General features: G+C 75.0%; 17 protein-coding genes. 16 read left to right on the forward strand and 1 reads right to left on the reverse strand.

Annotated elements, in window-relative coordinates; genetic code table 11:
* The first annotated feature begins 131 nt into the window (after positions 1-131).
* The 16 genes from AC3RJ9_RS04075 to AC3RJ9_RS04150 all read left to right on the forward strand — a co-directional run bounded on the left by AC3RJ9_RS04075 (position 132) and on the right by AC3RJ9_RS04150 (position 19,038).
* The gene (locus tag AC3RJ9_RS04075; protein WP_098093088.1) at positions 132-704 is read left to right on the forward strand and encodes a YceD family protein; all 573 of its coding nucleotides are present in this window, start codon (positions 132-134) and stop codon (positions 702-704) included.
* A gap of 2 nt (positions 705-706) precedes the next feature.
* On the forward strand, positions 707-910 hold the full coding sequence (gene rpmF / locus AC3RJ9_RS04080; RefSeq protein ID WP_002856390.1) for a 50S ribosomal protein L32: 204 nt from the start codon (positions 707-709) through the stop codon (positions 908-910).
* A 73-nt stretch (positions 911-983) separates the two neighbouring features.
* Complete coding sequence (gene rnc / locus AC3RJ9_RS04085) at positions 984-1,646, forward strand: ribonuclease III (RefSeq protein WP_020621711.1); 663 nt, start codon at positions 984-986, stop codon at positions 1,644-1,646.
* Positions 1,647-1,650: 4 nt separating this feature from the next.
* Entirely contained in the window at positions 1,651-2,568 is a 918-nt protein-coding gene (gene mutM, locus AC3RJ9_RS04090) for a bifunctional DNA-formamidopyrimidine glycosylase/DNA-(apurinic or apyrimidinic site) lyase (protein ID WP_489727712.1), read from the forward strand.
* Between the two features lie 50 nt (positions 2,569-2,618).
* A complete protein-coding gene (locus AC3RJ9_RS04095) occupies positions 2,619-3,764 on the forward strand; it encodes an LCP family protein (RefSeq protein WP_489727713.1) in 1,146 nt (381 codons plus the stop codon).
* Complete coding sequence (locus AC3RJ9_RS04100; protein WP_489727714.1) at positions 3,754-4,926, forward strand: glycosyltransferase family 4 protein; 1,173 nt, start codon at positions 3,754-3,756, stop codon at positions 4,924-4,926. The genes AC3RJ9_RS04095 and AC3RJ9_RS04100 overlap by 11 nt, the downstream gene beginning before the upstream one ends.
* Before the next feature lie 82 nt (positions 4,927-5,008).
* The gene (locus AC3RJ9_RS04105; protein ID WP_078026053.1) at positions 5,009-5,779 is read left to right on the forward strand and encodes a hypothetical protein; all 771 of its coding nucleotides are present in this window, start codon (positions 5,009-5,011) and stop codon (positions 5,777-5,779) included.
* Entirely contained in the window at positions 5,776-7,971 is a 2,196-nt protein-coding gene (locus AC3RJ9_RS04110) for a glycosyltransferase (protein ID WP_078026054.1), read from the forward strand. Before AC3RJ9_RS04105 ends, AC3RJ9_RS04110 begins: the two co-directional genes overlap by 4 nt.
* Before the next feature lie 97 nt (positions 7,972-8,068).
* A complete protein-coding gene (gene wecC / locus AC3RJ9_RS04115) occupies positions 8,069-9,325 on the forward strand; it encodes a UDP-N-acetyl-D-mannosamine dehydrogenase (protein ID WP_206480812.1) in 1,257 nt (418 codons plus the stop codon).
* Positions 9,326-9,374: 49 nt separating this feature from the next.
* Positions 9,375-11,180 carry a glycosyltransferase family 4 protein gene (locus AC3RJ9_RS04120; RefSeq protein WP_356972650.1) on the forward strand — a complete coding sequence of 602 codons (1,806 nt, stop codon included), beginning with the start codon at positions 9,375-9,377 and terminating at the stop codon, positions 11,178-11,180.
* A 112-nt stretch (positions 11,181-11,292) separates the two neighbouring features.
* A complete protein-coding gene (locus tag AC3RJ9_RS04125) occupies positions 11,293-12,603 on the forward strand; it encodes a nucleotide sugar dehydrogenase (RefSeq protein ID WP_095347707.1) in 1,311 nt (436 codons plus the stop codon).
* Entirely contained in the window at positions 12,600-13,223 is a 624-nt protein-coding gene (locus AC3RJ9_RS04130) for an acyltransferase (protein ID WP_473763893.1), read from the forward strand. Before AC3RJ9_RS04125 ends, AC3RJ9_RS04130 begins: the two co-directional genes overlap by 4 nt.
* Complete coding sequence (locus AC3RJ9_RS04135) at positions 13,216-14,319, forward strand: DegT/DnrJ/EryC1/StrS family aminotransferase (protein ID WP_115261283.1); 1,104 nt, start codon at positions 13,216-13,218, stop codon at positions 14,317-14,319. The genes AC3RJ9_RS04130 and AC3RJ9_RS04135 overlap by 8 nt, the downstream gene beginning before the upstream one ends.
* Positions 14,316-15,302: a Gfo/Idh/MocA family oxidoreductase gene (locus AC3RJ9_RS04140; RefSeq protein ID WP_480221471.1), complete on the forward strand. Its 987-nt coding sequence runs from the start codon at positions 14,316-14,318 to the stop codon at positions 15,300-15,302. Before AC3RJ9_RS04135 ends, AC3RJ9_RS04140 begins: the two co-directional genes overlap by 4 nt.
* Positions 15,303-15,451: 149 nt before the next feature.
* Positions 15,452-16,909: a glycosyltransferase family 4 protein gene (locus AC3RJ9_RS04145; RefSeq protein ID WP_336574368.1), complete on the forward strand. Its 1,458-nt coding sequence runs from the start codon at positions 15,452-15,454 to the stop codon at positions 16,907-16,909.
* Positions 16,906-19,038 (forward strand): hypothetical protein, encoded by a 2,133-nt coding sequence (locus tag AC3RJ9_RS04150; protein ID WP_480221472.1) that lies wholly within the window; start codon positions 16,906-16,908, stop codon positions 19,036-19,038. Before AC3RJ9_RS04145 ends, AC3RJ9_RS04150 begins: the two co-directional genes overlap by 4 nt.
* A gap of 42 nt (positions 19,039-19,080) precedes the next feature.
* Here AC3RJ9_RS04150 and AC3RJ9_RS04155 read toward each other — a convergent pair whose 3' ends face one another.
* Positions 19,081-21,666 (reverse strand): glycosyltransferase, encoded by a 2,586-nt coding sequence (locus AC3RJ9_RS04155; protein ID WP_078026059.1) that lies wholly within the window; start codon positions 21,664-21,666, stop codon positions 19,081-19,083.
* Between the last annotated feature and the right edge of the window lie 15 nt (positions 21,667-21,681).

Here is a 21,681-nt window from a genome sequence, read left to right on the forward strand (position 1 = left end):
CGGACCCACCCGGTAGGATGGGCTGTCGGTCCGTCGTGGCTGGACCCGTGTCCAGGCCGCATCGCACCCCCGCAGAGGGCGTGCGGACGGGCCGTGTACCCCCGCCGTCCCACCCGCCGAGAGGAGCGACCATGGACAGCATCCAGCACCACGGCGCCGACTCGCCGTGGGTGATCCCCGTGCGCGATCTGACGCGCGGGGCCGGAGTCCAGCGCGAGCTGACGGCCGAGTGGCGCGCCCCTGCGGGCGTCTCCACGCCGCTGTTGGGGATCCCCGAGGGGGACCCCGTCGAACTGGACCTGCGTCTGGAGTCGGTGCACGAGGGCGTCCTCGTCACCGGCACCGCGGACGCGACCCTGAAGGGCGAGTGCGGCCGTTGCCTGCGCCCGCTGCACGAGGGGATCACCGTGGACTTGCAGGAGCTGTACCTCACCGGCACGTCCGAGGACGACGCCGGCGAGCAGCCGCTCGTGGTGCGCGAGACCGTGGACCTGGAACCCGTGTTCCGGGACGCCGTGGTCATCGCCCTCCCGTTCCAGCCGCTGTGCCGGCCGGACTGCGAGGGCCTGTGCGCCGACTGCGGCATCCGCCTCGAGGACGCGCCCGAGGGGCACGCCCACGAGCGCGTGGACCCGCGCTGGGCCGCCCTGGCCCACCTCGCGGGCACCTCAGAGACCTCCATCACCGAGACAGAAGAGAGATAGTCGTGGCAGTCCCGAAGCGGAAGATGTCCCGTGCCAACACCCGTGCCCGCCGGTCGCAGTGGAAGGCCACCGCGCCCGCCCTGGTGAAGTCCGTCGAGAACGGTCGCGTCTCGTACCGCCTGCCCCACCAGGCCGAGCTGAAGACCGACGCCGCCGGCACCCCCCTGTTCTTCGAGTACAAGGGCCGCAAGGTCGCCGACGCCTGAGATGGCGTCCCCATCGGCTCGCCGCGGGCCTGAGCCCGCGCCCGAGCCAGAAGAGCTGTTCGAGCGTCTCGGCGTGCACATCACCGCCGGGACGCTCGAACGCGCTCTGACGCACCGCTCGTTCGCCTACGAGCAGGGCGGGCTGCCCACCAACGAGCGCCTCGAGTTCCTCGGGGACTCGGTGCTGGGCTACGTGGTCACCGACCACATCTTCACGGTGTACCCGGACCTGGCCGAGGGCGATCTCGCCCGCCGCCGGGCCGCCGTCGTGTCCACGCGTGCCCTGGCGAAGGTGGCGCGCCGGATCGGCATCGGCCCGTTCGTGCGCCTGGGCACGGGGGAGCGCCGCACCGGCGGGGCGGACAAGGACTCGATCCTCGCCGACACCCTCGAGGCGCTCATCGGCGCCGTCTACGTGGACCACGGGGCCGTGGCCGCGGCCGCACTCGTGCACCGCCACGTGGTGCCGCTGCTGGACGAGCCGGACCTGCTGCGCGAGAGCACCGACTGGAAGACGGTCGTGGCCGAGGCCGCCAGCCGCCACGGTCTCGGCGCCGTCCGCTACGCGATCGAGGGTCAGGGCCCCGCGCACGACCCCCGCTACCGGGCCACCCTCGTCGTCGGCGAGCGCGAGTACGGCTCCGCCGTCGCCAGCTCCAAGAAGCAGGCCGAGCGGGACGCCGCGGCCGCCTCATGGCCCGCCCTCGAGGCGGGCCTGCCGGCCGCGGGGCGCTGAGCCCGTGCCGGAGCTGCCCGAGGCCGAGGTCGTCCGGCGCGGCCTGGCCCGGTGGGCCACGGACGCCGTCGCCGCGGATCTCGAGGTCCTCGACCCCCGCTCGCTGCGCCGCAGCCCCGGAGGCGCGGACGCCCTCCGGGAGCGGCTGCGCGGCGCCCGGCTGGCCGAGCCGGCTCGCCGCGGCAAGTTCCTCTGGCTGCCCCTGGCCGAGGGCGACGACGCCGTCGTCGTGCACCTGGGGATGAGCGGGCAGATCCTTGTGGACGAACCGGGGGCCGCCGACCAGCGACACCTGCGCCTGCGCCTGCCCGTCACCGCGGCGGACGGCTCCGCCCGCGAGCTGCGGTTCGTGGACCAGCGGATCTTCGGCGGCTGGTGGCTCGACGCGCTGCGGCCCGACGACGCCGCCGGGGGCGAGCGGATCCCCACCACGGCCGCCCACATCGCCCTGGACCCGCTGCACCCGCTGTTCGACCCCGTGGCCGTGCACGCGCGCCTGACGCGCCGCCGCTCCACCCTCAAGCGCGCGCTGCTGGACCAGTCGCTGGTCTCCGGGATCGGCAACATCTACGCAGACGAGGCCCTCTGGGGCGCCCGCCTGCACCCCGAGCGCCCGACCGAGCGCATGCGACGGGCGGACACGCTGCGCCTCCTGGCGGCCGTCCAGGACGTGATGCGCCGGGCCCTGGAGGTGGGGGGCACGAGCTTCGACGCGCTCTACGTCAACGTGGACGGGCGATCGGGCTACTTCGCCCGCTCCTTGGCGGCCTATGGGCGCACCGGGCAGCCGTGTCGCCGCTGCGCCGCCGAGGGGGTCGACTCCCGCATCGTCCGCGTGCCGTTCATGAACCGTGCGAGCCACCTGTGCCCGCGCTGCCAGCCCACGCCGCGCCGTCGCCGGGCCGCGGCGGCCGACGCCTGACGAGGCGTCCGTAGACTGGGCTGACCCCCGACCTCGAGCAGGAGACCCGAGTGAGCCATCCCCCGGCCGCGTCCTGGACGCCCGAGCCCCTGCCGCGCCCCGAGCCCCCGCGCGACGACGCGCCGCCGGTCGCGCGGCGCCGCCGGCGCTGGCCGTGGGTCGTCGGCCTGCTCGCCGTCCTGCTCGCGGCGCTGCTCGGCCTGGGCGCCTGGTACACGAGCTCGCTCGGGCGCACCTTCGACGACCACCGGCAGACGGTGGACGTGGGGGCGCTCGAGCAGGCGGCCGGGGACGGCCCGCTGAACGTGCTCGTCCTGGGCTCCGACTCCCGCGAGGGCGAGAGCGAGCAGGACATGGGCCAGCGTTCGGACACCATGATGCTCGTGCACATCCCCGCGGACCGACGCCAGGTCTACGTCATGTCCGTGCTGCGGGATTCATGGGTCACCGTGCCCGGCCACGGTGAGGCGAAGATCAACTCGGCCTTCGACACGGGCGGCTACACCCTCGCCGTGGACACGGTGGAGCTGCTGCTGGGAGTGCCGATCCACCACGTCCTCGAGGTCGACTTCCAGGGCTTCCGGGGCGTGACGAACGCGCTGGGCGGCGTCGAGGTCTGCAACCCGCAGGCCTTCTCCTCCGGTCAGGCCAACCCCTCGTACTACCCGCGCGGACACATCCTGCTGCAGGACACCGCCGCCCTGCGCTACGTGCGCGAACGGCACGCCTTCGACGACGGCGACGTCACCCGCGTGAAGAACCAGCAGCGTTACCTGGCCGGGGCGATGGACCGCTTCCTCAGCCCGCAGATCCTGGGCAATCCCGCCCGCACCACCGAGGTCGTCGCCACGTTCTCCGACCACCTCGGTGTGGACGAGGGGCTCACGTCCGGCGTGATCGCCTCGCTCGCGTGGCAGCTGCGCGACGTCCGCGGCGAGGACGTCGAGATGTTCACGGTGCCTCGCAAGGGCTTCGCGGAGGGCCCGAACGGCGACGCCATCGTCGAGCTCGACGAGGACAAGCTGGCGGACCTGCGCTCCGCCCTCGCCGACGACGACGTCCAGCGCTATGTCGACGAGCACGAGCCCCAGAAGGAGAAGAAGGCCCAGGCCGCCGGCGGGCCCGCCCCCGTGCTGACCCTGCTGACCGGCACCACGCCCGCACCCGCCCTCGGGGAGGACCCCTGTGACGACTGAGTCGCGCCGCCCCCGCCTGCTGCTGGTCTCCCACTCCTACCGGCCCGAGCGCACCCCTCCCGCGCGTCGCTGGGGCGCGGTCGTGGCGGCGCTGCGGTCGGCGGGCTGGGACGTCGACGTCGTCGCGCCCGGGGGTGTGCGCCCCTTCGCCGGGCCCGACGGCGAACACGTCCTGCCCACGCCTCGCCTGCCCCTGGGGGAGGCCGGCCGCAACGGCCGCTTCGCCGAAGCGGTGGTGCACGCGCTGCTCGCCATCCCCCGTGGGATGGCCACCCGACGCCCGGACGTGGTGGTGGCCACCGTGCCCGCCCTGCCCGTGGTGGTGCCCGGCGTCGTGCTCTCCCGCCTCTGGCGCCGCCCCCTCGTGCTGGAGATGCGTGACGCCTGGCCGGATCTCGCCCACGAGGCCGGGGTGCACCAGGGCCTGCTGGGCGCCGCGATGGAGCGTGTCGTGACCGGCGGTCAGCGCGCGGCCCGACTCGTGGTGACCGTCACGGACGGCTTCGCGGAGACGCTGCGCGGGCGCGGCGTGCGGGTGGTCCGCACCCTGGGCAACGGTGTGGACCTGGCCCGCCTGGCGGTGGCGCCGCGGCGAGAGCGGGCCGCCGGTGAGCTCCACGTGCTGTACCTGGGCAACATGGGCGAGAGCCAGGGGCTCGAGCGGCTCATCGACGCCGCGGCGACGCTGCGGCGCACCCGGCCGGGGGTGCGCGTCCGGCTGGTCGGGGAGGGGACCCGGCGTCCGGCGCTGGAGGCCCGCAACGCCGAGCTCGGCTCGCCGGCCGAGATCCTCGGACCCGTCCACGGCGCGGCCGTGGCCGAGCAGTACGCGTGGGCGGACACGCTGGTGGTGGCCCTGCGTCCCGACTGGCCGAGCTTCCGGCACACCGTGCCCTCCAAGACCTACGAGGTGCTCGCCGTCGGCCGGCACGTCACGGGCCTGGTGACGGGGGAGGCCGCCCGCACGCTCGAGGCGGCCGGTGGCGCCGACGTCATCGGCCCGGACGTGGACGACCTGGTGCGGCACCTGACGGCGCTCGCGGACGACCCGCACCGCACCGACGTCGGCGCGGGCGGACGCGACTGGGTGCGCCGCCACGCCGACCTGCCGGCCGTGGCCCGCCGCTACGAGCGACTGCTGCGCCGCGTCGCCGGTCGCTGAGCCCGACGTCGGCCCCTTGCTAGGGTTGACGCCGCCGCACCCGGCCGGGTGCACTCCACCGGGACACCGAGGAACAGTTCTGATGCCAGCTGGGAAGTCCATCCGTCGGGTCGCGCGCGCGGGCGCTCGCCTGCTGCCGCCCGAACAGCGCCGTCGGGTGCGCCGCACCGGCGGCGCGCTGCTGCGCAGGCTGCCGCCGCAGGTGGCCGAGGAGGTCCGCGGCGTGTTCGGCATCCGCTGGGGCGACCGTCCGGCGCACGCCCGGCCGGCCGACGCCCTGGGCCTGGCGGGCGGTCCGGCCCGCACCCGCCCCGGCAGCGCCTCCCTCACCGGCCGCGGTGCGGCCGCCGTCGGCGCCGATCCGGAGGCCGCGGCCCGTCTCGAGCGGGTCCTGGGCCTGGCCGACACGTCCCGCACCGAGCGGGGCGGGCGGGCCGTCGGCGTCGTCGCCGCCCCGGACGTGCGCGCGGCCCTCGCGGCCGCCGGGCACCGCGTCGTGCCGCTCGTGCCGGGCACCGCGGCCGCGGTGGCCGAACGCGTGGAGGCCGTCGTCGTGGATGTGGACGGCGTGGACGGGCCGTGGGCCGGGGCCCTCGACGCCGCCGGCGCGGCCCTCTACCTCGAGCTGCGAGGTGCCGTGAGCGCGGCCGCCGCGCGCGGGGTCACCGTCTGGGTGCTCTCCCGGGGCCGTCACCAGCACCGGCTCGGGGCCCTCGCCCTGCTGCACGCCGAGGACGTCATCGTGGTCGAGGCCGGCGCGGACCGGACGCCGTTGCACTTCACCGAGGACCCGGGCGACGCGCCCCAGGGGATCGCCGACGTCCTCGCCGCCTGCCCGGAGGAGAGCGCATGAACACGCACCACCCCGACCGCCTGACCGACGCCGCCGGCGTGCGCGTCCTGCTCTACGGCGACGTCGACCTGAACGTCATCGACGGCTCCGCCACGTGGCTGCCCTCCCTGGCCGAGACCCTCGCCCGCACGGGTGCGAGCGTGGACGTCCAGCTCAAGGCCGTCGAACGCCGGGACCTGCTCACCGCTCCGCTGCGCGCCCTGACGGGGGTGCGCGTGCTCACCGCCGAGCCGGCGGCCGGGCAGGGGGGGATGACCCCCTCCCGCGCCGCGGACGTGCTGGCCCGCCGGGACGAGGAGTCCCGGTACGACGTGGTGCTCGTGCGCGGCATCCACGCCTGCCTCGAGCTCGCCGACCGCGGCGCCTTCCCGGGGCGGCTGTGGTCCTACGTGACCGAGTACGGCTACGTGGAGGACGGCTTCCCGGCCGGGCGCGTCGAGGAGCTCGGCCGCATCGCCGCGGCGAGCCGTCTGATGCTGGCCCAGACGCCCCAGGCTCGCGCCGTGCTCGAGGCGATGGTCCCGGCCGCCGCCGGGCGCACCGAGCTGCTCTCGCCGATGGTGCCGGACGGGCTCGTTCCGGCCGAACGCGCCGAGGCGCCCGCCGACGGCCCGGTGCGTCTCGTGTACACGGGCAAGTTCGCCCACGACTGGCGCACCGACCTCATGCCGGACGTGCTGACCGCCCTCCACGAGGCCGGCGTCCCGGCCACGCTCACGATGGTGGGGGACAAGGTCCACCCCGAGCGGGACCGGCCCGGCTGGGCCGCGGCGATGCGCTCCCGCCTCGAGGCCGAGCGGCCCGACTTCGAGTGGACCGGAGCGCTCTCCCGCGAGGAGTCCATGGCCCGCACCGCGGCCGCGGACGTCTCTCTGGGCTGGCGCGCCCCCGCCCTGGACCTCTCGCTCGAGATCTCCACGAAGGTGCTCGAGAGCTGCGCGGTCGGAGTGCCGCCGCTCCTGAACCGGACCGTGGCGCACGAGGAGCTGCTGGGGGCCGACTACCCCCTGTTCGTGGACGGGGTGAGGGACTCAGCCCGGGACGTGGCCGCCCGCATCGCGGCCGCCCGCCACGACCTGCCGGCCCTCTCGCGACGCGTCGTCGAGGCCGCCGCCCCCTACCGCATGGCCGCGCGCGCACGCGCCCTGACAGGCGTCATGGACCGGCTCGGTCTGCTCGACCGACGGCCCGCCCGCGGCGGGTCACGCACCCGCGTGGTCCTGGCCGGCCACGACCTGAAGTTCGCGGGCGAGCTCGTCGACCTGCTGCGGGACGACCCGGGCGTCGAGCTGCGCATCGACCACTGGCAGGGTCTGCACCGCCACGACGAGGCCGCCTCACGCCGCCTCGTCGAGTGGGCCGACGTCGTGGTGTGCGAGTGGGCGGGCCCCAACGCGGTCTGGTACGCCCGCCACAAGCGGCCCGGCCAGCGGCTCGTGGTCCGCCTGCACATGTTCGAGCTGCGCGGCGGCTGGCTCTCCGCGCTCGAGACCGAGGCCGTGGACCGCCTCGTGACCGTCTCCGATCTCTACCGGGACCTGGTGCGCGAGCATCTTCCCATCGAGCCCACGCGGGTCACGGTGATCCCCAACGCCGTGTCCGTGGCGGACCTGGACCGTCCCGGCCTGCCCGGTCGCCGGTTCCGGCTCGGCCTCGTCGGCGTGGTGCCGTTGCGCAAGCGCCTGGACCGGGCCGTGGACCTGTTGGAGATCCTGCGCGCCCATGACGAACGGTTCACCCTGCACGTGCGCGGCCGCATGCCGTGGGAGTACCCGCACGAGTGGCGCAAGCCCCTCCAGCGCGAGGGCTACCTCGACCTGTTCGCCCGCCTCGGCGCCGGTCCGCTGCGCGAGGCCGTCGCCTTCGAGCCCTTCGGGGCGGACATGGGCTCGTGGCTGACGAAGATCGGCTGGGTGCTCTCGCCGTCAACCACCGAGAGCTTCCACCTCGCGCCCGCCGAGGGCATGGTCTCGGGCGCGGTCCCGCTCGTCTGGGACCGGCCCGGCGCGAGGGGCGTGTTCGGCGACGAGTTCGTGCTCGACGACACCGACGCCGCGGCGCGGCGGGTGCTCGAGGCGGTCGCCGACGACGCGCGGTGGGACGCGCTCTCGGCCCTGGCCCGGGAACGGGTGCGCGCGTACGACGAGCGCGTCGTGGCCGGTCTGTGGCGCGAGGCGCTGGGGCTGGACTGAAGCAGGCCGGGCGACGGCGGTAGGGTGGGACGCGTCCGCCCCCGCCCGCCGGTGCCTGGGGCCGCCGCCGTGAACCATTCCCCATTGAGGAGACCCCGTGAAGAAGATCGAGACCGTCGCCGTCATCGGCCTGGGCTACATAGGCCTGCCCACCGCCGCCATCCTCGCCGAGAACGGCGTGAAGGTGCTCGGCGTGGACGTCTCGGACCGCACGGTGGACGCCGTGAACGCGGGCACGGTGCCCTTCGTGGAGCCGGACCTGGCCGGGTTCGTCGCACGCGGTGTCGAGAAGGGCCTGCTCAGCGCCTCGACGACGACGCCGGCCGCGGACGCCTACATCGTCGCCGTGCCGACCCCGTTCAAGGACGGACACTCCCCGGACCTGGGCTACATCGAGGCCGCCGCCCGCGGCCTGGCCCCGCAGCTGACCGGCGACGAGCTCGTCATCCTCGAGTCCACCTCGCCCCCCGGCGCCACCGAGCACATGGCCGAGGTGATCTTCGCCGAGCGTCCGGAGCTGCGCGAGGCCGAACTGGACTTCGCCCACTGCCCCGAGCGGGTGCTCCCGGGCCGCGTGATGGTCGAGCTCGTAACCAACGACCGGATCGTCGGCGGCTCCACCCGGCGCGCGGCCGAGCGGGCCCGCGACCTCTACCGCACGTTCTGCGAGGGCGAGATCCTGCTGACGGACACCCGCACCGCGGAGATGGCCAAGCTCGTGGAGAACTCCTTCCGCGACGTCAACATCGCCTTCGCCAACGAGCTGTCCGTGATCTGTGCCGAGCAGGGCATCGACGTCTGGGAGCTCATCGAGCTCGCCAACCACCACCCCCGCGTGAACATCCTGCAGCCGGGCCCCGGCGTGGGCGGCCACTGCATCGCCGTGGACCCGTGGTTCATCGTGGACGCCGCCCCGCAGACCGCCCGGCTGATCCGCGCGGCCCGGGAGATCAACGACGGCAAGCCCCAGTGGGTCATCGACCAGGTCAAGGCCGCTGCCTTCGATGTCCAGCAGGCCACCGGCCGCGCGCCCGTCGTCGCTGCCCTCGGCCTGGCCTTCAAGCCGAACATCGACGACCTGCGTGAATCCCCGGCTCTGAACATCGCGGCCGAGCTGGCGGGCCAGTTCTCCGGGTCCGACGTGCTCGTGGTCGAGCCGCACGTCACGGAGCTGCCGGCCGCGCTGCAGGGCAAGGACAACGTCCGCCTGGTCGCGGCCGACGAGGCCCTGGACGCCGCCGACATCGTGGTGCTGCTGGTGGACCACTCCGCCTTCGCCGACCTCGGCGACCGCGTGGCCGACAAGCGCGTGATCGACACGCGCGGCCAGTGGCGCACCGGCCCGTCCCTCTGACCCGACGCGGCCCGCGCCCCGCCCGCCCCGCCGACAGGAGCCCGCACCGATGACCGCACGCGAGCGCCCCGCGTCGTCCCGCCGCCCGCTGCTGCGCTCCCTGGCCCTGACCGCCCAGACCGTCCGCGAGCACGTGACGGACGACCCGGTGCTGCTGGCCCTGCAGGTCTCCCGTCGACTTCCGCCCGCGGTGGCGGGCGGGGCGGCCGGCGTCCTCACCCGCCTGGGCCGGAACGGCGTCGTGCCCGCGCTCGGCCACGAGATGCGGGGCGAGCGCGCGGCGGCCCTGGCCGCCCTCGGCGTGGACGAGGCCGGCCGGCCCGTCCGCGCGTCCCGTCCGGGGGCGGGCGGCGGCCGCGGGCTGGTCCACCGGGCCGACGCGGCCCTCGGCATGGGCCGGCCCGACGTCGCCGAGACGCTGCTCGGCAGCGTGCCGGAGGAGCATCGCGGCGCGGCGTGGACGGCCGCCGCCGCACGCCTGGCGGCGCACCGCGGCGACCTGGGCGGCGCGGCCGCGCTCGCCGCGCGGCATCCCCGCAACCGTCATCTCGCCCGCCGCATGGCGGGGGAGCGGGACGCGTTCCGCGGCGTCGCCCCGACCGTGCCGACTGAGCCCGGCTACCGCCCGGTCCCGGGGCGGGTGCTGCACGTGCTGACCAACTCCCTGCCCCACACCGGGTCGGGGTACGCCCAGCGCAGCCACGCGATCCTCACCTCCCTGCGGGACGAGGGCTTCGATGTCGCCGCCGTGACGCGGCCGGGCTACCCCGTGCAGATCGGCGTGCCCTGGGCGGCACAGCGGGACGTCGTGGACGGGATCGGCTACGCCCGGCTGCTGCCGGCCCGGCTCGCCCAGGGCCAGGCCGCCCGCATCCAGCAGCACGCCGAGCTGCTGGCCGCGCACGTGCGACGACACCGTCCCGCCCTGCTGCACACGACCACGCACTTCGTGAACGCGCTCGCGGTCGAGGCCGTGGCGCGGGCCTTCGGGATCCCGTGGGTGTACGAGGTCCGCGGGCAGCTCGCGGACACATGGGCGGCGGTGCGCGGTCCCGAGGCCCTGGCCTCGGAACGGTACCGGCTCTTCCAGGAGCGGGAGGCCGAGGCCGCCCGCCGCGCCGACGGGGTCGTGACGCTCGGGGCGGGCATGCGCGACCGCCTGGTCGCGGCCGGGGTGGCCGAGGACGCCGTCGTGCTCTGCCCCAACGCCGTGGGCCCGGCCTTCGTCGCCGAGCCGGTGGACCGCGACGAGGCACGCGCCCGGCTGGGCTGGGACCTGCCGACCGACGCCTTCGTGGTGGGCACCGTCTCGAGCCTCGTGGACTACGAGGGCCTGGACATCCTGCTGCGTGCCGCCGCGCGGCTGGCCCCGCACCGTCCCGGGCTGCGCGTGCACATCGCCGGCGACGGCGTCGCCCGGCCCGGGCTGCAGGCCCTGGCCGCGGAGCTCGGCATCGCGGAGCTGTGCGCCTTCCCCGGGCGGGTCGACCGCGAGGACGCGCGCCTGCACCACGCCGCCCTGGACGTGTTCACGGTCCCGCGCCGGGACCTGCCCGTCACCCGCGCGGTGACGCCGATGAAGACCGTCGAAGCCTCGGCCACCGGCCGGCCCGTCGTCGCCTCGGACCTGCCGGCCCTGGCCGAGCTCGTCGAGGACGAGCGGACCGGCCTGCTCGTCCCCGCGGAGGATCCCGCAGCGCTGGCCGCCGCCCTCGACCGGCTCGCGGGGGACCCGGCCGAGCGGGCGCGCCTCGGCGCGGCCGGCCGGGAATGGGCCCTGCAGACGCGCACCTGGGAGGCCAACGCGCGCCGCTATCGGACGCTCTATGACCGGCTCGGCGTCCACCCGCGCTGATACAGTGACGCGGGCGCCGGGTCTCCCGCACTCTCGTGTTCCGGAGGCCTCCTCGACGCCCGCCCGACGCTCGCCGCGTGGGGCCCGTGCACGGAAGGAAGACTGGACCCGCATGAAGATCGCCGTCGTCGCCCTGGGCAAGATCGGCCTGCCGCTGGCCGTGCAGTTCGCGAGCAAGGGACACGAGGTGGTCGGCGTGGACGTCAACGCCACCGTCGTGGACCTCGTCAACGCGGGGACCGAGCCCTTCCCGGGCGAGGCCCACCTGCAGGAGAAGCTCTCCTCCACGGTGGCCGACGGCCGCCTGCGCGCCACCACCGACTACGGCGACGCCGTCCCGGGGGCCGACGCCGTCGTGCTCGTCGTGCCGCTCTTCGTGGACGACGAGGCCCGCCCCGACTTCGGCTGGATGGACGGCGCCACCACCGAGCTGGCGAAGCACCTGACACCGGGCACCCTCGTCTCCTACGAGACCACGCTGCCCGTGGGCACCACCCGCACCCGGTGGAAGCCGATGCTGGAGGAGGGCTCGGGCCTGACCGAGGGGGAGGACTTCCACCTCGTGTTCTCGCCGGAGCGCGTGCTCACCGGCCGCGTGTTCGAGGACCTTCGCCGCTACCCCAAGCTGATCGGCGGCCTGACCCCGGCCGGCGCCGAGCGCGCCCGCGAGTTCTACGAGGCCGTGCTGGACTTCGACGAGCGTCCTGACCTGTCCCGTCCCAACGGCGTATGGGACCTCGGCTCTGCGGAGGCCTCCGAGATGGCCAAGCTCGCCGAGACCACCTACCGCGACGTCAACATCGGCCTGGCGAACGAGTTCGCCCGCTACGCCGGCGCGAACGGCATCGACATCTACCGGGTGATCGAGGCCTCCAACTCGCAGCCGTACAGCCACATCCACCGCCCGGGCATCGCCGTGGGCGGCCACTGCATCCCGGTCTACCCGCGCCTGTACCTGTGGAACGACCCGGCCGCGGACATCGTCCGCACCGCGCGCGCCGTGAACGCCTCGATGCCGGACTTCGCCGTGGACCTGCTCGCCCAGGCGCACGGGGACCTCGCCGGTCAGCGGGTGGTGGTCCTCGGCGCCGCCTACCGCGGCGGAGTGAAGGAGACCGCGTTCTCCGGTGTGTTCGCCACCGTGGGCGCCCTGCGCACCCGCGGCGCCGAGGTCACCGTGGACGACCCGATGTACACGGACGAGGAGCTCACCGCGCTGGGCTTCACCCCGCACACTGCGGGCGCCGAGGTCGACGCCGCCATCCTGCAGACGGACCACGCCGAGTACCGCGCCCTCACCCCGGCCGACCTGCCGGGCGTGCGCACCTTCGTGGACGGCCGCAACGTCACCGACGCCGACGCCTGGGCGGGCGTGACCCGTCGGGTCATCGGCCTGCCGCAGGACGCCGAGGCCACCCGGTGAGCGGGAACGTCTTCACCGCCGCCTCGGCCGACGTGGCCGAGGACGCCGTCCTCGGCGCCGGCACCAAGGTCTGGCACCTCGCGCAGGTCCGTGAGCAGGCCCGCCTCGGCGAGCGCTGCATCGTCGGTCGCGCGGCCTACATCGGCACCGGGGTGGAGCTCGGCGACGACTGCAAGGTCCAGAACCTCGCCCTCGTCTACGAGCCGGCCCGTCTGGGCCGCGGCGTGTTCATCGGACCCGGCGTCGTCCTGACCAACGACACCTACCCCCGCGCGGTCAACCCGGACCTGTCCCAGAAGTCCGGGGACGACTGGGACGCCGTGGGCGTCGACATCGGCGACGGCGCCGCGATCGGCGCGCGGTCGGTGTGCGTCGCGCCGGTGCGCATCGGCGCCTGGGCCCTGGTGGCGGCCGGCTCGGTGGTCACCCGCGACGTGCCGGACTTCGGCCTCGTGGCCGGAGTGCCCGCGAAGCGCATCGGCTGGGTCGGCCGGACAGGCCGCCGGCTGGAGGAGCAGGACGGCGTCTGGGTGTGCCCGGACACCGGGGAGACGTTCATCGAGCGGGACGGGGCGCTGCGCCCGGCCGGGCCCGCGCAGGAGGAGGAGAACCATGGCTGAGTTCATCCCGGCGGCGAAACCGCTCATCGGCGACGAGGAGCGTGAGGCCGTGGACCGCGTCCTGCGCTCCGGCATGGTGGCGCAGGGCCCCGAGGTCGCGGCCTTCGAGGAGGAGTTCGGTGCCGCGATGGTGGACGGCCGGGCCTGCGTGGCCGTCAACTCCGGCACCTCCGGCCTGCACCTGGGCCTGCTGGCCGCGGGCATCGGCCCCGGCGACGAGGTCATCGTGCCCGCCTTCACCTTCGCGGCGACCGGCAACGCCGTCGCCCTCACGGGGGCGACCCCGGTCTTCGCGGACGTGGACCTCCAGACATACACCCTCGACCCCCAGGACGTGCGCGCCAAGGTGACGGAGCGGACCGCCGCCGTCATGCCGGTGCACCTGTACGGCCACCCGGCCCGCATGGACGAGCTCGAGGCGATCTGCCGCGAGCACGGCCTCCAGCTGTTCGAGGACGCGGCGCAGGCGCACGGCGCCCGCTGGAAGGGGCGCCCCGTGGGCACCTTCGGGGTGTGGGGTATGTTCAGCCTCTACCCGACCAAGAACATGACCTCGGGCGAGGGCGGCATGGTCTCCGTGGGGGAGGAGGACGTCGCCCGTCGCCTGCGCCTGCTGCGCAACCAGGGCATGGAGGTCCAGTACCGCAATGAGCTCGTGGGCTTCAACAACCGCATGACGGACATCCACGCGGCCATCGGCCGGGTGCAGCTGACCAAGGTCGGCGCGTGGACCCGGCGCCGGCAGGAGATCGCCGCCCGCTTCGACGCCGAGCTGCGCGGGGTCACCGTGCCGACGGTGCTCGAGGGCGCCGAGCACGTGTACCACCAGTACACGGTCCGCCTGCCCGAGGAGCTGGCCGGGACGCGGGCGGACGTGCTCGCCCGCCTGAAGGACGAGTTCGGGGTCGGCACGGGGGTCTACTACCCGGTGCCCACCAATGAGCTGCCCTCCTTCGGCGTCGAGGCGGACCTGCCGAACACCCGCGCGGCCGCGTCCACCGTGTTCTCCATCCCGGTCCACCCGTCCCTGACGGACGCGGACGTCACGCGCGTCGTCGAGGCCGTCAACACCGTGGTGGCGGAGGCCGCTGCATGAGCGTGCTGCGCACCGGACTGATCGGCCTGGGCATGATGGGACGCCACCACGCCCGCGTGATGCGCTCCATCGAGGGCACCGAGCTGGTCGCCGTCGCCGACGCGATGGGTGATCCGCACGGCGTGGCGGGGGACCTGCCCCTCTACGACTCGGTCCGGGGGCTCATCGACCACGGCGTGGACGCCGTCATGTGCGCGGTCCCGACCGGCCTGCACGAGGAGGTCGGCATGGCCCTGGCCGAGGCCGGCGTGCACGTGATGGTCGAGAAGCCCATCGCGCACAGCTCCGAGGCGGGCACCCGCCTGGTCCGCGCCTTCGACGAGGCCGGCCTCGTCGGCGCGGTGGGCCACATCGAGCGCTTCAACCCCGCCCTGCAGGAGATGCGCCGCCGGATCCGGGCCGGTGAGCTGGGCCGGGTCCTGCAGATCATGACCGTGCGCCAGGGCGGCTTCCCCGCCCGCATCGCCGACGTCGGGGTCGTCAAGGACCTCGGCACGCACGACATCGACCTGACCGCGTGGCTGGCGGACAGCCCGTTCACGCGCGTGGCCGCGGAGACCATGACCAACTCCGGCCGTGAGCACGAGGACATGGTGGTCGCCAGCGGCCGCCTCGAGTGCGGGGTCATCACGAGCCACGTGGTGAACTGGCTCTCGCCGGTGAAGATCCGCCAGACGGTCGTCACCGGTGAGCTCGGCGCGTTCGTGGCCGACACCGTGCACGCGGACCTGACCTTCCAGGCCAACGGATCGGTGCGCACCCGCTGGGACGCGGTGTCCGCGTTCCGTGGCGTCTCCGAGGGGGACGTCACCCGTCTAGCGATCGAGAAGCCCGAGCCGCTGCACACCGAGCACGAGGCGTTCCGGGACGCGATCCTCGGAGTCCGGCAGGAGCACGTGTCCATGGCGGAGGGGCTCGACACGCTGCGCGTGGCCGAGGCGATGATCGCGTCGGCCCGCACGGGTGAGAGCATCACGCTGTGAGCGCGGGGGACTGGCGACGCCACGCTCGCCGGGCCGTCCGCGCGGCGGCCCGACGGGCGCGAGCCCTGCCCGAGCCCGGACCCAGCGTGCTTCGCGCGGTGTTCGACACCCTCCCGCAGGACTCGGCCGCGGTGCGTCGGATCAGGTCAGTGGCCGCCCCGCCCCGCCGGCGCGGCACGCCCCCGCCCCGCCCCGCCGCGCCCGCCCGCGACACCACCCCGGGCTATCGCGGCTACCTTCACCTTGCCGACGTCGGGGACACCTACACCTCGCAGGAGGCAGCGACACTGCTGCAGCTCGAGAACGCCGTGCTCAAGCGGCGCCTGTTCGCGGAGCCGGCACCCCCGCTGGCCCCCACGGGCCATGAGGAGGAGGACCTGGCCGCCGCGCCGAGGCGGGTCGCCGACCACTTCGCACGGGCGGACGCCGCCCAGCTCGGCGACGATGCGCCGCGCCACCTGGTCGTGGTGGGCGTGTACCCCACCCTCGAGAACCCCTACGGCAACGGCTTCGTGCACCGCCGGGTCAAGTACTTCCAGGCCGCCGGCGTCCGCGTCGACGTGGCGGTGATCGATCGGTCCGCCGAACCCCGCTCCTACGAGTACGACGGCGTCCACGTGCTGGTGGGCCGGGGAGCGGAGGCCGCGGAGCTGCTGCGCACGCGGCACTACGAGTCCGTGGCGGCCCACTTCCTCGTCCGCTCCCTCTGGGAGCCGATCCAGGACGCGCTGGCGGGGCACCGTTTCTTCGCGTACATGCATGGCTTCGAGTCGCGCCGGTGGATCCGGACCGTGCGCAACCACCGGACCCAGGGGCAGGTGGACGACGCGATCGTCGACACCCTGGAACGCCAGCGCTTCTGGCGCGAGGTGCTCGACCACCCGCACGGCCCCGAGCGGTTCGTCTTCGTCTCCCGCTGGTGGCGCCGAGCGGCTCAGGAGGACATGGAGCTTGTCTTCCCGGGGCAACGCACGGCGATCGTGCACAACGTGATCGACACGGACCTGTTCCGCTTCGTGCCCAAGGACCCCGAGCAGCGCTTCCGTGTGCTGTGGGTCCGCTCTGCGGCGAACCTCAATTACGGCGCGGACCTCGCCGTGCGGGCCCTCGAGCGCCTACGGGACACGCCCCTGTGGGACCGCATGCAGGTCACCGTGATCGGCGACGGCAAGCACTTCGGTCTCTTCGAGGAGGCCTTCGCGGACGACGCGAACGTCACGGTGGAGCGCCGCTTCGTGGTCCAGGAGGAGATCGCGGCCCTGCACCGGGAGCACGGCGTGTTCCTGGTGCCCACCCGACTCGACTCCCAGGGGGTCTCACGGGACGAGGCGATGGCCTCCGGACTCGTGCCCGTGACCAATGACGCCGGCGCTGTCCGGGAGTTCGTGGACGAGGACTGCGCGATGATCGCCGACGTCGAGGACGTGGCCGGGCTGGCCGACGGCCTGCGACGGCTGATGGAGGACCCGGACCTGTTCCTCCGGATGTCCCGGGCCGCGGCAGCCCGGGTCCGCGCGCAGACTTCGCCGGAGCACACCGTGGACCAGGAGATGGCGCTGATGGGTCTGGCGGCAGGCCCGGGCGGGCGAGGGGAGGAGAACGCATGAGCGCCGTGCTGCTGTTGACGGCCGGCACGGGCCCGGCGGAGGGTCTGCTGCTGCAGGACCTGCGGGATGGCGGCCACGTGGTCGACGTCCTCGACGTCGCCTCGCACGCCTGGCTGCGCCGGCGACCCGGCCTTGCCCCGGCCCCGCTCTACCCGTGGACCGGCACCCACGCCCTGCGCGCTGCCGGGGCCCAGATCGCGCGCGCGATGCGCCGGGTCACGGCCGCGGGCGCCTACGACGCGATCCTCGCCTCCGGGCTCGGCGCCGCGGGCTTCGCCGCCCGGCATGTCGAGGAGGAGTTCATCCCCCTGCTCCACCGCGGCGACCTGGACTTCTCCGCGGCACGACGGCACGCCGAGGAGGACTTCGCGGCCCTGACGCGGGCGGCCGACCGGCTGTTCCTCGAGGACGAATGGGAGTTCGACAAGGCCCTGTCAAAGGGGTCGTGGAGCGCCCATCTCCGCCATCCACGTCGAGCCCTGCGGCCCGAGTTGTTGCCTCCGCTGGCCGAGGAATTCGAGACGCCGAGCGTCGTCGTCCTCCATCCCGAACACGTCGACGCCGACCGCCTCGCGGCGCAGATGGAGGCGCTCCAGACCGCGGTGAACACGGTGCCGGGCGCCTCGCTCCGCAGCCTCTCGGCCTCCGCCCTCTACCGCACCCGCGACCTCGCCGCAGGACGCGCGTTCGACGCGGTCGCGGCGACTCGGCTCGGCGGCGCCACGCACGTGGTCCTCGTGGGCTCGTCGCGCGACCACACGGCCGTCGGCGAACTCCTGGTCGGCACCGGCTTCGCGGAACGGCTGGTGGTGGAGGACACCATCGGCTCGGGCGCGTGGGCCGCGGGCCATCCGGGCGTGCGGACGGGGCGGGGGCTGCGCCTCGTCACGGAGCTCGCCGCGGCCCTGCGCGGGAGGCCCGAGCCGCACTCCGCCGTCGACACCGTCGATGCCGGCACCACCGACCTGCTCGCCGCCTACCGCGCGGCGATGACCGGTCGCGTGGACAGGACGTTCGAGGACCTCGCGGTGCTGCGGCACGACGGCCCGTTGGACGTGTTCTTCTCCACCTCGCCGCTGGAGGACCGCACCGACGGGGCCCGTCCCCAGCGGGTGCGCAACATGAACGACGCCCTCTCCGAGCCTGCCGCGGCGCTGCGGCTCTCCTCCGTCCCGGGCGTCTTCGACCGGCGGCTCCGGGTCCTGGACGAGGCGCTCGCCGCCGGCCGTCCCCTCGGACTCCTCTACGGCGAGAACTCGACGTCGCCGATCCCGGTCGACCGGGTGACCGCCGCCCTCGCGGACGTCATGGCCCGCTTCTCGGCCGGTGGCGGTACAAGCGTCTGGTTCGTGCGTGACCTGCACTGGCTGGACGAGATCGACGGGTACCTCGAGGACGCCGACGCGCGGCGCGACGTCCAGGAGCGTGGGCTCGCCGAGTTCGACGCGATGGCGGAGGCCGCGTACCGGCTGGCGGCTCCGTCTGCGGAGTCCGGGGCGGGCTTCGACGCCCTGCTGGCCCGGCACGGCCGCGGGCCCGTGGACTGGCTGCCGCTGCCGCCTGCCGTGTCTCCGGCGAACACCGTCCCCGCCGACGCCCCGGCGATCGGCGAGGAGGGCGTCACCCTGCTGTACGCCGGAGGCGTGGGCGGGATCTACGGCCTGGGCCAGTACCTCACCGCCGTCGGGACGCTCGACCCGCAGGTGCGACTCGACTTCGTCGTGCGCGCGGGGGAGCGTTCCGTGCTGGAGGACATGCTGGCCGAGCACGGCCTGGCAGACCGGCCCGGGCTGCGGATCACCACGGTCCCGCTCGAGTGGTACGTCCCCGCGACGAGGACCGTGGTGGGCGTGGTGCTGCTGGGCGGCAAGTACGCCCGGTTCAGCTTCCCCTACAAGACCATGTCCCTGATCGAGCGCGGCTACCCCGTGCTCTGCTTCGCGGACATGGGGATCGCGGACTTCCTCGAGCGCAACCGCGTGGGCCTCGGCGTCGCGCGCTCCTCGGAGGCGATCCGCGCCGGCATCGTCACGCTCGTGCGGGACGGGGCGCCCGGCATGGCCGAGGCCCAGCGCTCGCAGTCCTGGGCCGTCCGGGTGGCCACCGCCCGGGCAGCTCTCGAAGACTGAGTCCCGGCCCCACCGGGGCGCCCGGCACGGGCCCGCGGCGGATCACACCGCGGCGGGCCCGTCCGTCGTCTCCGCAGGGCTGAGCAGGGCCTGCAGCCTCACCAGCACGGCCTCGGGCGCGTGCAGCCGCGCGTGGTGCTCGCGCGCCCGCTCCCGCCGTTCCCCCGCGGCCGCCGACGTCTCCTCCAGCAGGCCCAGCACCGTGGCGAGGAGCGTGGCGTCGTCGGTCTCGGTCACCGGCGGGGCGCACTCGTCCGGTGCGGGAGTCACCGGCGGCCCGGCGACCACAGCGCTGCCTGCGGCCAGGGCCTGCAGGGCCGCGACCTCCAGGTCCTCCGTGTGCAGCGGCGCCACGACGACGTCGCCGTGGAACGCGTCGGGTCGACGGCGGAACCGGGGACCCGACGGGGCCTCGACCGGGATCCCGCGTGCGGCCAGTTCCGCGACCAGCTCGTCCACCGCCGCCGACTCGGCCGAGGTGCGGTCCCCGGGCAGGATGAGCACGCTGCGGGGTGCAGACGCGCCGTCACGACCGGGTCCCCGGTCCGTCGGCGTCGGGATCGGTGCCGGCAGCCACAGCACGCCCGGCGTCAGCAGCGCCTCCACGCGCCGGTGGGAGAGCACGGGGACTCCGGCGGCCAGGGCGGCCTGGAACGGGCGGCCCTGACGCCGGATGCGGCGGTCCAGCGCCGCCCGCGCGTCCGGGTCCAGCCCTCCCCAGGGGTGACCGGGGACGGCCGCCAATCTCCGCTCGACGCCGGCGAGGATCCGCTCGCCCGCCACGAGGGCGACCTGGCGTCCGCGAGCCCGGAGGGAGAGCAGTTCATGGACGGGGGACTGCTCGGCCCGGCCCCACAGCGGCCCCTCGCCCCCGATGAGGACCGTGCCGTGGGCACGGTCGTCCGTGACCCAGTCCTGCAGGACCCCCCAGACCGCCTCGGGGCCGCCCACGACGAGGCCGCGGCCCTCGGGGAAATCCCGTGGCGGCCGCAGCGTCACGGGGCCGGCGCCGGCGGGCCAGGCGTCCGCGAGGGGCCGGACCGTGGGCGGGTCGCCCACGACGAGGAGCCCACGGGGCTGGGGCTCGCGCGCGGGGTCCGGGGCGATCTCCACGGGCGGCGGCGCGGCGGGCGTGGGCACGAGACGTCGCCAGAGGCCGTGCAGCGCCCGCTCGGCGGCCTCCCACCCGTGGCGCGCGGCGATCTCCGGAGAGCGCGCGGCCGCGGTCAGCTCGGTCCGTCGCGCCAGGAGGTCGCGCACCGCCCGGGCGAGGTCTGCGGCGTCCCCGGGGGCGAACACGGTCCCCACCCCCTGCTCCCGGACGAAACGGGCCTGCTCGCGCAGGTCCGACACGGTCAGCGGCAGACCCGCCAGCAGGCATTCACGCAGCTTGGTGGGGACGGCGCTCTCGTGGGCCGGGGTGGGGAGCAGAGGGCTCACGCCCGCGGTGGCGGAGGAGACGTACCACGTCACCGAGGCCGAGGGCACGTAGTCGACGATGTGCATCCGGTCGGCGACGTCGAGCTGGGCCGCCCGGTCGCGCAGGCCCTGCCGGGCGTCGGGGTCGGGGGAGCCCACGAACGCGATGTGGACGCCGGGCAGCAGCGGCAGGGCGTCCACCAGCGTGCCCACGCCGCGGACCGCGGCCAGCTTGCCGAGGTAGACGAGCAGCGGGACGTCGTCGGACAGGCCCAGCTCGGTGCGCAGGGGCAGGCGCTCGGCCGGGCCCATCGGGAGCTGCGTGCCCCACGGCCCGTTGATCACCGTCACGGGGCGTTCCTGCAGGGCGTGGTACTCGCGCATCCGCTCGGCCAGTTCGTCCGTGACGGCGACGACGGCGTCGGCCTCGTGGATCAGCTCGGCCTCGGCCGCCTTCCACGCGATGCGCTGGTCCACGGGCCCGGGCATCATCTGGCCGGGCAGCCACTCGTGGGCGTCGTAGACCCACGGCACCGGCGGCAGGCCGCGCGCAGCGCGGTAGTGGTCGTAGGCGGCCGCGGCGGGCAGGGGATGGCGGTCATGCACGTGGACGAGGTCGGGCGCGAGGTCGATCAGGGCACGCAGGAAGCCGTCCTCGTAGTCCGCGATCAGGGGCCAGACTTCGCGCCAGGCGCCGGTCCGCCCGGCGGCGAAGTTCTTCAGCGCGCGCCGGCCCCGCATTGCTGCCGGGTCCCGGCGGCCCCGTGCCGGGCCGAGGCGGCCCAGGCGACGGGCGGCCCGGCCGAGTCGGCCGCGGGCCCGGTCGGGCAGGGCGTGGGGCGACAGCCCGCGCACCACGGCCTGGAGCAGGCCCGCCCCGACCTCGTGGGCGAGGTCCCAGGCGGTCATCGCCGCAGCCTCCTCGGGGTCCAGCACGGCGGACCAGTCCGTCACGTCCGGCCGGGCGGTCCCGTGCAGGGTCTGCCACGCCAGGTGCCGCCGGAACGTCACGGGCACGCGCAGGATGGGCACGGACCCGTACCGGCCGAGGTTGAACGTGGTGCGGTGCGAGACGCCCACCACGACGACCTCGTAGCCGGCGCGCACCGCAGAGACCGCGGCCTTCTCCACGCGAGAGTCTCCGACGACCTGGTTCCCCACCAGCATCGCCATCCGGGGTCGGCGGGGGGCGGGCGTGGCGACGGCCATGGGGCTCCTCCTCGG

Source organism: Micrococcus sp. 63XJN7_6_ISO-PGPR-S23-444 (assembly GCF_058072765.1).

Bases quoted from the DNA above. Each gene is read 5' to 3' on its own strand.
- AC3RJ9_RS04155 (WP_078026059.1), bottom strand. From the start codon at position 21,666: ATGGCCGTCGCCACGCCCGCCCCCCGCCGACCCCGGATGGCGATGCTG.
- AC3RJ9_RS04125 (WP_095347707.1), top strand. From the start codon at position 11,293: ATGAAGATCGCCGTCGTCGCCCTGGGCAAGATCGGCCTGCCGCTGGCC.
- AC3RJ9_RS04110 (WP_078026054.1), top strand. From the start codon at position 5,776: ATGAACACGCACCACCCCGACCGCCTGACCGACGCCGCCGGCGTGCGC.
- AC3RJ9_RS04140 (WP_480221471.1), top strand. From the start codon at position 14,316: ATGAGCGTGCTGCGCACCGGACTGATCGGCCTGGGCATGATGGGACGC.
- AC3RJ9_RS04075 (WP_098093088.1), top strand. From the start codon at position 132: ATGGACAGCATCCAGCACCACGGCGCCGACTCGCCGTGGGTGATCCCC.
- AC3RJ9_RS04135 (WP_115261283.1), top strand. From the start codon at position 13,216: ATGGCTGAGTTCATCCCGGCGGCGAAACCGCTCATCGGCGACGAGGAG.
- AC3RJ9_RS04150 (WP_480221472.1), top strand. From the start codon at position 16,906: ATGAGCGCCGTGCTGCTGTTGACGGCCGGCACGGGCCCGGCGGAGGGT.
- AC3RJ9_RS04105 (WP_078026053.1), top strand. From the start codon at position 5,009: ATGCCAGCTGGGAAGTCCATCCGTCGGGTCGCGCGCGCGGGCGCTCGC.
- AC3RJ9_RS04120 (WP_356972650.1), top strand. From the start codon at position 9,375: ATGACCGCACGCGAGCGCCCCGCGTCGTCCCGCCGCCCGCTGCTGCGC.